The following is an 11,775-nucleotide window of genomic DNA, read 5'->3' as shown; positions in this document are numbered from 1 at the left end:
CTTCCGGCTCGTTCGGCCGATGAGGTGGACATGCTCGAGGTGGCTGCGGAGGAGCCGACGGAGTGCAGTCGGCTGTCCTGCCAGGTCCAGTTCGAGGCCGTTCTGGACGGGATGGTCGTGACCATCCCCAACACGCAGTAATCGAGACACCAGGATCAGCGCTCTGCATGCACCGCCGAAGAGGGTACGCACACAGTAGTGGCAGATGCTGAGGGTGACTCGGGGCGGATCGACATCGAGGCGAGTAGCTTCGAGTAAGCATGCAGGAGAAACGGTTCGGCAATCCGAGAGCTTTCTCCTGGGCTCGACCAGGTCGAGATCGGTATAAGTGATGAGCGACGTCGATCCCTTCGCCACCCGCCCAGATGCGGGCGGGGCGATCGTCGGGGAGTTGGCGGCGGGCCGGGTTCGCCGACGTCGCTGAGATCGGGCATGGGGGTTTCGGGGTCGTCTATCGCTGCAGGCCACCCCAATGCCGTCAACATCTTGCAGGTCGGAATCACCGAGCACGACCGCCCCTATATCGTGATGCCCTTTCACGCCCACGACTCCTCGATGCACGCATTCGCAGGGGCCGCCCGTTGACGCTGGAGGGCACGCTCTGCGTGGGCGTCAAGATCGCTGGCGCTCTCGAAGCCGCGCATGAACTCGAGATTCTCCATCGTGACGTCAAGCCTGCGAACATTCTGCTCACCGATTACGGGGAGCCGGCGATGACGGATTTGGGTATCGCGCGCATCTCGGCGGGTTCGAAACCACCACCGGAGTCGTGACCGGGACTCCGGCGTTCACAGCCCGGAGGTCATCGCTGGTGGCGCACCCAGTTCGGCGGCCGATGTATACGAGTTGCGCAACCTGCGCGACGACTCGCTTCTTGTGAACATGGTGGCGGATGCAGTAGGGCTCCGCGATAGATCCGCGAAACCACTTCTCGAGGTTCTCCAAGAATTCTTCGGTTCGCGTGGGTGCTGGTCGCCCTGGACAACTGCGAGCAGGTGCTCGATGCAGTCGCGAAACTTTCCGAAGCACTGCTCCGCGCCAGCCCGGACCTCCGGTTGCCCAGACAACTGCCCGGGGAACGACGCGGTGGCATTGATCGCCGAGGGGGCCGCCGTGGTCCTCGCTGATTTCGAAGTCGCAGCACCGTTCCCCTCGGGATACCGGGGGATGGGTGAGCGAATGACGACGGTGGATCGATCGACTCCTGACTCAGTCGACCTTTGCCGGAGGTGTCGACCGCTCGGCTCCTCACCGATCGAACCTCGGATCCGTTGGTGCAGGCGCACATCGACCATGCTGAAGGTTGCCGGGTCCTGTGTGGCGGTGAAGTGCACGATGCCCGAGTCCATTTCGAAGCCGCACGCCGGATTTATGCTTCGGTGCCACGCGCACTTGCCTTCCGGATCGTCTTACTCGAGGGTCTCGGAATGGCGTACGAGTTGCTCGACCACACCGAGCGGGCGATCGAATGTTACGAGGGCGTGCTCGAGTCGCCGAGCATCATGGCGAAGCAGTGCATCGGTCGTATTCGCCGTGGGACTTGGCTGTGGTGTTGTGGCGACACGGCACCAGCGACCGCGCGAACGAGCTACTTCGACAGTCGATCCGCGCTGCTCAAAGAGTAAAGGAGCGGCTCAGCGTCAGCACGTGCCTGCAAATACTCGCATGGTTCGCTGCCGGCGAGGGTGCCTTCGAACGAACAGTGATATTGACCTCGGCGGCGGAGCCACTCAGCCAGCCAGTGGGAAGTTCCTCCATTTTCGTATCCGGATTGGCCCAGTACCGCGAGAGATGCGAACGTGACACATCAGCTCGGAATGCCCGCCGCCATAGCCTATGCCCTCGGCGAATGAAGTCCGGCGTCATCCGCACCGAGTTCCGCGCAAGCCGAGCCGACGAAACGGGAGCGTGAGAAGGCGGGACGACAGTGCTGAGGACGGTTGGCGTGCTGCTAGTCCATTCGTCGAAGCACGCGACTCGACTCTCCTGCTGTTGGGTAACCGACCGCCATCTGTGATCACGCGGTATATCGACGATGGCCCGGACTGCTACAGGCGTTCGATGATGGTGACGTTGGCCAGTCCGCCGCCCTCGCACATTGTCTGCAGTCCGTAGCGGCCGCCGGTGCGTTCGAGTTCGTGCAAGAGGGTGATCATCAACCGGGCGCCGGAGGCGCCCAGGGGATGTCCGAGTGCGATAGCGCCGCCGTTGACGTTGAGTCTGTCCGGGTCGGCGCCGATGTGCTCGAGCCACGCCATCGGGACGCTGGCGAAGGCCTCGTTGACCTCGTAGAGGTCGATATCGGCGATTGTCATCCCGGCACGCTTCAGGGCATGTTCGGTGGCCGGCAGGGGAGCGGTGAGAATGTTAACTGCGTCGTCGCCACGCACTGAGATGTGGTGGATGCGGGCCCTCGGGACCAGTCCGTGGGACCTGACGGCATCCGCTGAGGCGACCAGCAGGGCCGAGGCCCCATCCGAGATCTGGCTGGACACCGCTGGGGTGAGCCGCCCATCCGGGCGTAGCGTTTTCAGGCGGGCCATCTTGTCCAAAGTGGTGCCCGGTCGCGGGCCTTCGTCTTCGGTTACTCCTGCGAGCGGAGTGATTTCCCGATGGAAGCGGCCCTGGCGTTGTGCGACAGCGGCCCGCTGGTGACTGCTGAGTGCGAACTCCTCCATCTCCAGACGAGAAAGCCCCCAGTCGGATGCGATCTGTTCTGCGCTGGCGAACTGCGATACCTCGGCAGTGCCGAATCGGTGGAACCAGCCGGGTGACCCGCTCCACGGATCGATCGCGCCATAGGGTTCGCCCGCCGAGTAGGACGATCCGATCGGGAACTGGCTCATCTTCTGCACGCCACCGGCGACGATCAGATCGGCCGTGCCGCTCATCACCGCCTGCGCTGCGAAATGTAGTGCTTGCTGGGAGGATCCACACTGTCGGTCGATGGTCACCCCCGGCACGGTTTGCGGCAGTCCGGCAACCACGGCGCAGGTGCGCGCAATGTTTCCCGCCTGAGCTCCGATGGTGTCGAGACACCCGTAGATGACGTCGTCGATTGCGGCGGGGTCGAAGTCGCCGCGCTGCACGAGGGTGCGAATCGGGTGCGCTCCCAGATCGGCCGGATGAACAGTAGCGAAGCCGCCGCTGGGCTTACCGACGCCAACCGGCGTTCTGGCGGCGTCGACGATGTATGCCTCGGGCATGGATTTACTCCGTAAGAGGTTGCGGGAAGGTGTGGCTGCAGCCACCGGCTCGATTGTGTTGCGGGTTGTTTCGGATGGGCCGGCCGTCACGGTGCTGACTGCCGAGGCGAGGAGTGATGCGTGGCCGGAGCGTCGGATGCACATTGTCACAAGACGAGTCCGCACCCGTCGGGCAAGAGGCCGCCAGCGCGAAGGCGGAGTACATCGTCTCCCCGCACTTGATGTGCGGGGAGACGACATTCTGGATCAGAGGCGTTAGATCCGGCGCACTGGAAGCTCGGTCAGAAGGTTGATGTAGTTGGACCATCCGCGGCGTGGTTCACCCGCGAGCTCGAGCCGCACGCCGCGGGCATGCAGCTCTTCCCAGAGGATCTGCAACTCCAGCTTCGCCAGGTGGGCGCCGATGCAGCGATGCACGCCGCTACCGAAAGCCAACGAGTCCGTTTCGGGACGCCACGGATCGAACCGGTCCGGGTCTGAGAAGACCGCCGGATCCCGGTTCGCGGCGATGTAGTAGAGGACAAGGACGTCGTCCTTGCGGATCTGTTCTCCGGCAAAGGTCAGGTCCCGTGTGGCGGTCCGGGCCATCTGAATCACCGGACTGATGACCCGGAGATACTCGTCGACCGCGCGTTCGGTCTGGCCCTCCGCTACGGCCTTGTCGGTGAGGGCAGCGACCTCCGGGTTTTCCAGGTACATCCGCATCGACTGACCGATCGTCGTGTGGGTGGTCTCGAAACCCGCGGCGATCATGACGAACATCCACTGCAAGTACTCGGCTTGGTTGATCTCGCCGCGCTCGACACACCGGCTCAGCTCGGTGAACATGTCGTCGCCCGGGTGCGCCAGCTTCACCTTCTGCATTTTTGCGGCGTATTCCGTCAATTGCCCGAGCAGCGGGATCACGCGATCGGCAGTCCCCTCGCCCTCCTCGAGGTCCTCGAAATGCTGCGCAGCGTCGAAGAAGTCCGTCAGCAGCTGGACGAGGTATGCACGGTCCTCTCGGGGGGCGCCGAGCACCGTGGCGATGACGTACGCGGGGATCGTGCGGGCGAATTCCTCGACGTAGTCGAATTCGGACCTGCCCTCGATCGCATCGATGGCATCGGTAACGACTTCCCGGACCCACGGCTCGAATTTTCTGACGATTCGCGGGGCGAACCCCTTGGCTGCCGCGCGGCGCAGGTAATTGTGCCGCGGGGGGTCGGTGCACATAATCATGTCTACCGATGGGTGGTCGGGCGAGAGATTCGTGTAAGGGAACGATGGGCCCCCGGTGGAGGTGAACGTCGCCGGGTCCTTCTCGATCGCGTTGATGTCGGCGAACCGGGACACCGCCCAATATCCGCCATTCTTGTTGGCGACCTTGGTGGGGACCCAATGCAAACCCGGTCGGTTCAAAATCTCGGCGAAGGCGGCACGGGGAACCGCCTCGGTGTAGGTGGCCGGATCACTGAAATCCGGGATGGAAACATTCCCCGGCTGCTCGTAGGTCGTTGGCACAAGTTGCTCCTTTGCAGGGTGTGACGGCACTCTCAATTATCTTTGTAGTATTGGACTACGTCATACGAACTCTGTCAACGATCGAATTCCTGCGAGCCCACCATCCGCAGGGTCGAGCCGTGGCCCGCCGAGCCGATCGTTGCGCTCGAGGAACGCCCGGCGAGCCGCGGCGACGCTGGACGCCGACGCCGCGACATCCGCTTGTCGGACTGAAGGATCTCGACCGATGGCAACCCGCTTCTCGCCGCTTGCGGAGCGGAGGTGCTGCGGCTCGGGTCCACCGGCTCAGGCGAAAGCATCGGTCTTGGGCGCGGGCACCGAACCTATGCTCGGAAAGCGCTTGGCATATCTGGACATCAGGCCGACTTCCGGCCGTACCTTTACAAGAGCTGCCGGCCGAAGCCGACGTACTCGTACGCGGCTACCGACCTGGCGCGATCGACCGCCTCGTCCCACCCGAAGAGCGGGCTGCGACGCAGCCAGGCCTGGTTGAGGTGGCGTTCGAATGCCTACGGCTGGACCGGGCCTGGGTGTACTCGTCGCTGCCGGTCGACTGCGCCACCTGCGTCGAGGCAATCGACTTCTCGACCGGCGGCCGCGGCGATGGCCGCGCGGACCAGGCTCGTCACGGCTACCCTCGCAGTGGAGACGGAGCTTCGCTGTTGTGCGAGCGGCCATACGGACCAGTGGGCAGCTCGGTGCCGCGTTGGACAACGGCCGAGGCAGGGGACATGGGGGCGTCCCTGTAGGGACAGGTCGAACGCGTTTGGTGCTCCGTCGTCGTCTGAGGGTCTCGAGATGACCTTCGGCGCCGACGAAGCACACCACGATGAAGCAAGGATCAGGGGGAATTACGGGCCCCGTGCATCGATACCGCGATCAATACCCGCGACGGGACCGGGAAACGACTGACGAATCTGCCCGCACTGCGGGGATCGCTGCACCGCCAACCTGAGCCTGCTGCACCCGAGCGGCTTCGATAGCAAGGACCTGCGCAGCCCCACCCGCGAGCTGCGCGGACTCGACCCGGACAGGGTGTCCGCCGGGCAGGGCACCCACCGGTATCAGGTGACCGACCTCGGACTCGGCACAGCGAAACTCCTCACGCGTGTCTACGATCGGGTCCTGCGCGCCGGCCTGGCCCGAACTCTCTACCCCACAACCACTCCGGGCCGACTACGCTCGGCTGCCACGGTCTGCCGTAATGCGGTCGGCAACCTGCCCGCAGCAGCACATCTCGCGCTCGTGTAACGCGTCCAGCTAGGAGGTATGGGGTGGCGGGTTCAAAGACGCTTCCAGTCCCGAAGTTGACCCTTACCACAAACTCGACTTCAAAAGCCGGCTCCGCGGTTCAGGCCCGGTCGGGTGAAGATACGTCCGCGAACGTCACCGGCCTCGAGACGCGCGAGCGCTGCGGGTAGGTCGGCAAAGGCAACTTCTTCCAAAACTGGGGTGAGGAGCCCCTTCGATATGAGTTCGAGGACTGCGCGGAGCTCATCGACACTCGCACCGATCGACCCGACCAGTCGAACGTTCTTGATCACCAACTGGTACGTCGATACGAGAGATTCCGATGCCCCAAGACCAACAAGCACCACGCGACCTCCAGGTCGAACTGCAGCGACTGCCTCTGTCGTCGTCGAGCCGACCCCTGCAAAGTCGATCGCCACATCGATTGCTGCAGGTATGTCAGCTATATTCGCATAGCAACTTTCCGCACCGAGCGCACGCGCGGTGGCGAACGTCTCCGGATTAATGTCCACACCGAATACGTTCGCGTCGAATAACGTCGAAATCTTCACGGCGTTCAGCCCAAGCCCACCCAGGCCTATGATGGCTACGTTTGCTCCCGGGCCCACCTCGGCCTCGGCGACAACAGCGTGATATGCGGTGGCCACAGAGTCCGTTGCTACTGCAGCGTCTGCGAACGAAACATTGTCAGGAATCTGGACGAGACTCTCTACTCGGGCCAAGGCTCGAGGTGCGTAGCCTCCATCGAATCCGAGCCCAATCGAATTTGCGAAGTCCGCGTGCTCGATGGGGTGGGATGCCAAGGCGATCGCAACACGATCGCCCACTCCCACGCCGGTCACTCCCGGGCCCAACTCTCGAACTCTTCCGGCGACCTCGTGGCCGAGTACGATCGGCCTCTGTCGGAGCCAATCGTCTCCGTGCCCGTTCACGATATGGACGTCGGACTGGCACATTCCGGCGGCCTCAACGTCGATAGCCACCTGACCTGAACCCGGATGCGCCGGTTCGACTTCCACGAGTTCCAACCCGTTCGCAGGTGACGAGAATTGATACGCTTTCACTCTGGACTTCCTCCATCGGAATTTGAAAACACTTCGGCTTCAATTGTTTTCAAGGAGATTTGCAACGAAGTTCCATTCAAACCACGAATGATTTTACAGCTTTCCCGCAGTCCGTCACGGGACTGGCGCACACTTCTTCTTGCATTGATTGTGCCCGTGCCCAACGCAGGTGGACGAAATCAGCCAGGATCACTTCAACCGAATCGTGTGCAGGCCACCTACCGAACGCGAAACGCATCAGCCCCGGCTTCGAATTCCTCGGCGGCAGCCTTCCAGCGCACCATCCATCGTGCCTGGCCTTGCCTTCCGGATCGAGTGGCGCAGGCAGAGTGCTCTTCTCCATGCGGCACCGCCGACAGTTGATCACCATGAAGCGGCAGACCAGGTCGGGAGAAGGGTGCGCCTCTGCGTAAGGCGTAGGCGAATGTGGTCACTGGGACCGTCTGCGTCCCGTGATCAGAGGAATCCGAACAGATGGCCTGCGACCCGGCGCATCTGGACCTCTTCGGCACCCTCGGTGATCCGGTATCGGCGGTGATGGCGGTAAATGTGCTCGAATGGTTCGTGTCGTGAGTAGCCGATGCCGCCCAGCACTTGCATCGCGCGGTCGGCGGCCTCACAGACGAGCCTGTTGCTGCGGTAGTTGCACATCGAGACCATGTGGCCGACCGAGACGGCGGGCCGTCCCTCGGCCCGGCACTCGTCGAGGTCCGCCGCCGTCCGGCGGATCAGCGTTCGACACATCTCAGCCTCGGTGTGTAACTCCACGAGGGGCCATTGGATCGCCTGCCGCGTGGCCAGGGGCCGCCCGAAGGTGTGTCGTTCCTTGGCGTGGGCGACCGCGCGGTCGATGCAGTACTGTGCGGCCCCGACACTGCACGCGGCCTGCCGGATTCGGTTCTCGTGGAGGAAGGTTTGCGCGATGGACAAGGCCTCGCCCTCTGTACCGAACAATGCCGCCGCAGGCACACGCACGGCGCGGAGCAGGACCTCTCCATGGTCGGTGGGCATGTTCAACGTCCACCAGTAGAACGGAACCTCGAAGCCCGGTGCGTCGGTGGGGACCAGGAAGGCGGTGATCCCATTCGCCGAGCCGGGCTCACCGGCGGTCCGTGCGAAAATGAGAGCGTGAGTGGCCGTGTGAATCCCGGTATTCCACCGCTTGGCCCCGTCGATGACCCAGTCGTCGCCGACGCGATGGGCAGTCGTCTCCAACCATGTTGCGTCGCTGCCGTGCTCCGGCTCGGTCAGCCCGAACGTCAGGCCCTTGCTGCCGGTGATCAAACCTTCGACGAGCTCCTCGCGCTGTGCCTTGGTGCCGAAGAGGTGGACCAGGTGTGCGAAGACGACGTTACCCACGATGGAGTGTTCGTTCTGTAGGTCATTGTGTAGTCCGAGGCCCCGGTGGGCGAGATGTTCGCGGACGGCTGCCATGGCTGTGTCGGAGCCGTCGCCGCCACCCAGTTCCTTCGGAAGCGAATAGCGGTAGAAACCGGCCGCATCCGCCCGCTTACGGACCTCGGAAAGGAGTTCCTCCCACTCCGGACGGGGCAAACCGTCGTTCTCGAAATCCGTGCGCGCCCACTCCCGGCGGTGGTCGAAGAATCGGCGGTTGTCGTCCTGCTCCTCCAGCGGGATGATCTCATCGGCGATGAACGCGTCAAGCCGATGGAGCAGGTCGGTCACGTCCGATGGCAGTGCATTGCTCATGCCTTCCACCCGGCCCTGCATCGTCCGGGCAAGGTGGCCCTGGAATCAATAATCATGGTTGATCCTCTCAATCGCGTCGTGGCGGCAGGCTGTGCCGCGGTGAAGTTGGTGCGGCGTTCTCCCCTCGCCTCGCCCTCGGCGAAGCGAGGCAGTGGAACGTATACCGTGCGGCTTGTTCCGCGGCCCTTGGTCCTGTGTATGACCTGCCCGACTTGGCCGTGCAGATCCCGCCCATCTGGTGCGCCGTTGGGCGAGCGCTTTCTATCCGTGCAGGCAGGCTGTCCCGCACAATTCGTCAAACGTACGTTCAACAAACTGTATGCCTTCTGACCAGGTCAGTCAACTAGGTATTGAACAATTGATCATAAGAGCTATGGTGTGTTCATGACTAATGACGATGCAAATAGGCGGGCGACTGGCTCGCTGTCGAACAGGCTCGCTGTGGGTGCAGCCACTTCGTATCGGGGGAGGAGTGTCTCGTGTCCTCGATGACGGCCGGATCAGTCGCCTTGGGTGATGCGCTCGAATGCGTGTTGGGTGCCCCGATCGCAGGTCTCCGCCGGCTCTCGGGCGGGGCGAGCCGCGAAACATGGGAGATGGAGGCTGGGGGGCGTGAGCTGATATTGCGCCGCGACCCACCGGGTGCTCCGGACGCTGCGGGTATGGCGCGCGAGGCCGACTGCTTCCGCGCGTGTGCACGTGCGGGCGTCCCCATACCGACCTTGGTGGCCCACGGTGACGGTACTGACGGCATGGGCAGTCCGTATCTCCTGATGGAGAGGCTCCATGGCGAGACACTTCCGCACCGACTGCTCAGGAGCGACCGTTGGGCCGTGGTCAGGCCGAAGTTGGTACACCAGTTCGGCGAAATCCTCGGCCGCATCCATGCGATCGATCCGGCGGAGCTCCCCCGACTCGATGAGCACGGCGACCCGCTCACGCGCCTGCGCGAAAGCCACGCGGCGTTCGGCGAGGACCGACCTGCGATGGAGCTGATCTTCCGCACGCTGGAACAGACACGTCCGGAGCCGGTCCCACCAGCGCTGGTCCACGGCGACTTCCGCAATGGGAATCTGCTTGTCGACGAGAGTGGGGTGCGGGCGGTCCTTGACTGGGAGCTTGCCCACATCGGTGATCCGCGCGAGGACCTCGGTTGGTTGTGTGCACGTGCCTGGAGGTTCGGCGAAGAACCCGCGGTCGGCGGTTTCGGGTCCTACGAGGAGCTGTTTGCAAGCTACGGACAGGCTACGGGGGTCGATCCAGACCCGGAGGCGGTGCGCTGGTGGGAGGCCTATGCCTGCGCTCAGTGGGCCGTCTTCTGTCGACTGCAGGCCGAACGGCATTTGGGCGGGACTGAGCAGTCCGTGGAAATGGCCGTCCTGGGCAGGCGGATTGCGGAGGCTGAACACGACGCCCTTCTCGTCCTCGGCCTCACCGACGCCGAGGTGGTCGAGGACCCCGTCCGTGATCCGGTTCCTGTAGCACAGCCCGCTGTGTATGACCGCCCGACCGCCGACGAGTTGTTGAACGCCGTCACTGGGTTTTTGAAGGAGGAACTGACGACCGAAGACCCTCGCAGCGCCTATCTCGCCAAGGTTGCCGCGAACGCGCTCACCATCGTCCGCCGAGAGATGCGGCTCGGGCCGGCGGAGCGGGCGGCGCATCGCGCCCGGCTGGCGGCAATCGGCTGTGCGAACGACGGCGAGTTGGCAGCTCGCATCCGCCGTGGCGCGGCTGTGGACGACCCCGACGTCCTTACGGCGGTGCGAAGTTCTATCACCGCACAAGTTGTTGTCGCAAACCCGCGCTACCTCGCGTCCAGCGATCGCGACCGCCGTGCGTGACCCCCGCGAGCGGCCGTTCGGCTCGTCCGGGTGACTGCGAACTCGGTGAAATGCCCCGATTGTCGGGTTCTGCGGCAACCTCGGTCGCCGGTGCCGTGAGTCTGCCAGCGCGCCTCGCGCAGCAGGCCGTTGCCAAAATGGCTCGTGGTGCGTCAAAAATGCATGCTCACAATAGATTCGGGTTTGGTGTGGGTTTCGCCTCGATCAACGCCTCTCCCGGCCCGAACCGGCCGCGGCCTACTCCACGCTCAGCGGTGGTATCGCACGGCGTCGAGCGAGATCTCCTGGTGTCGTTGGATGATCTCGTCCGGGCTCAGCGGCCCGCCCGGCCGGTACCAGGCCGCGACAGCGGTACAGGCAGCGGTGACAAACCGGGCGGCATCCTCGGCGTGCGGGGCGGCGAACACCCCGCGGCGCACACCGTCCCGTACGACCCGATCGAAAATACGCTGCTGGACGTCCCGCTTGGCTACCACGACCCGCAGCGCCCCCGGCTCGAGCGCGCGAAGTTCGCTGTTGCCCAGCAAGCTCTCCCGCTGCGCCTCCAGGTGCATCCGTACGTGCGCCGCGACGATCGCCCGTAGCCGGTCGGCCGGATCGTCGCCGGCGAGGTCGAGCGCCAGTTCGGTGGCCGCGACGAGTGCGTCGAGCCCACGATCGAGCAGAGTTGCGAGCAACACCTGCTTCGAACCGAAATGGTGGTACAGGATTCCTGGGCTGGTGCCGGCGGCGGCGGCGATGTCACGCACCGAGGTGCCGTGGTAGCCGTGCACCGACATCACCTCGACGGCTGCGGCGATCAGCGCGACCGCGGTCGGCTCATCGTCCGGGAGCGTGAGGGTAGTGGGCGGCAGGGAGCCGGGGCGCGGCTTCTCGGCGTTGACCATCCTGCCACTTTAAGTGATCTGAACGATCGTTCAAACGAGAGGGTGGGCAGTCCGACGTGCGGCTCTCTCGGCGGGAGCGCTAGAGCTGGCATGTGGCGCCGCCAACGACTTCGCGTGGCGGTGTCGAACGACCCACGCTCGTGTCAGGGGTGGGCGAGTGGTCGACGACATGGTTGACGGGCAGACCGTGTGCGGGATACCGTCATACAAAGTGAAGTGATGCGGGTCACGGTGTTGGCTCGCGCTCAGTGGAGAGGGAAGGCATTGACGGGTCTCGAGGATGCGGTGGTGGTGGTGACCGGGGGTGCCA

Annotated in this window: 7 protein-coding genes and 1 pseudogene; 3 read left to right on the top strand and 5 right to left on the bottom strand. The window is 64.1% G+C overall.

Annotated features, from left to right (window positions below; all coding sequences use genetic code 11):
* Window positions 1-331: 331 nt before the first annotated feature.
* Together CA951_RS44790 and CA951_RS44785 are read left to right on the top strand one after the other, a co-directional pair.
* Window positions 332-849, top strand: a pseudogene (locus CA951_RS44790) (protein kinase); the annotation flags it as partial.
* A gap of 425 nt (window positions 850-1,274) precedes the next feature.
* Window positions 1,275-1,625, top strand: coding sequence for a hypothetical protein (locus tag CA951_RS44785; RefSeq protein WP_256974308.1), 351 nt, complete (start codon window positions 1,275-1,277; stop codon window positions 1,623-1,625).
* Window positions 1,626-2,048: 423 nt separating this feature from the next.
* Here CA951_RS44785 and CA951_RS41650 read toward each other — a convergent pair whose 3' ends face one another.
* From CA951_RS41650 to CA951_RS41630, 4 genes are all read right to left on the bottom strand, one after another.
* A complete protein-coding gene (locus CA951_RS41650; RefSeq protein WP_087562408.1) occupies window positions 2,049-3,206 on the bottom strand; it encodes an acetyl-CoA C-acetyltransferase in 1,158 nt (385 codons plus the stop codon).
* 255 nt (window positions 3,207-3,461) lie between these two features.
* Window positions 3,462-4,709 (bottom strand): cytochrome P450, encoded by a 1,248-nt coding sequence (locus CA951_RS41645; protein ID WP_087562407.1) that lies wholly within the window; start codon window positions 4,707-4,709, stop codon window positions 3,462-3,464.
* Window positions 4,710-6,040: 1,331 nt separating this feature from the next.
* Complete coding sequence (locus CA951_RS41635) at window positions 6,041-7,024, bottom strand: zinc-binding dehydrogenase (RefSeq protein WP_087562406.1); 984 nt, start codon at window positions 7,022-7,024, stop codon at window positions 6,041-6,043.
* A gap of 456 nt (window positions 7,025-7,480) precedes the next feature.
* On the bottom strand, window positions 7,481-8,734 hold the full coding sequence (locus CA951_RS41630) for an acyl-CoA dehydrogenase family protein (RefSeq protein ID WP_087562410.1): 1,254 nt from the start codon (window positions 8,732-8,734) through the stop codon (window positions 7,481-7,483).
* Between the two features lie 488 nt (window positions 8,735-9,222).
* On the opposite strand from CA951_RS41630, the gene CA951_RS41625 reads away from it, so the two are divergent.
* Window positions 9,223-10,578, top strand: coding sequence for a phosphotransferase family protein (locus CA951_RS41625; RefSeq protein WP_087562409.1), 1,356 nt, complete (start codon window positions 9,223-9,225; stop codon window positions 10,576-10,578).
* A 248-nt stretch (window positions 10,579-10,826) separates the two neighbouring features.
* Here CA951_RS41625 and CA951_RS41620 read toward each other — a convergent pair whose 3' ends face one another.
* Entirely contained in the window at window positions 10,827-11,465 is a 639-nt protein-coding gene (locus tag CA951_RS41620) for a TetR/AcrR family transcriptional regulator (protein WP_087562405.1), read from the bottom strand.
* Window positions 11,466-11,775: the final 310 nt, after the last annotated feature.

Origin of the sequence: Rhodococcus sp. NCIMB 12038 (genome assembly GCF_002165735.1) — a bacterium.
Taxonomy (GTDB): domain Bacteria; phylum Actinomycetota; class Actinomycetes; order Mycobacteriales; family Mycobacteriaceae; genus Rhodococcus_F.
Note: the sequence above shows the minus strand (reverse complement) of the source record. Positions and strands in the feature narration are given on the sequence as shown.

What these genes read in the sequence shown, in the direction of transcription:
- CA951_RS41650 (WP_087562408.1), bottom strand. Translation starts at nt 3,206, where the DNA reads ATGCCCGAGGCATACATCGTCGACGCCGCCAGAACGCCGGTTGGCGTC.
- CA951_RS41630 (WP_087562410.1), bottom strand. Translation starts at nt 8,734, where the DNA reads ATGAGCAATGCACTGCCATCGGACGTGACCGACCTGCTCCATCGGCTT.
- CA951_RS41625 (WP_087562409.1), top strand. Translation starts at nt 9,223, where the DNA reads ATGACGGCCGGATCAGTCGCCTTGGGTGATGCGCTCGAATGCGTGTTG.
- CA951_RS41620 (WP_087562405.1), bottom strand. Translation starts at nt 11,465, where the DNA reads ATGGTCAACGCCGAGAAGCCGCGCCCCGGCTCCCTGCCGCCCACTACC.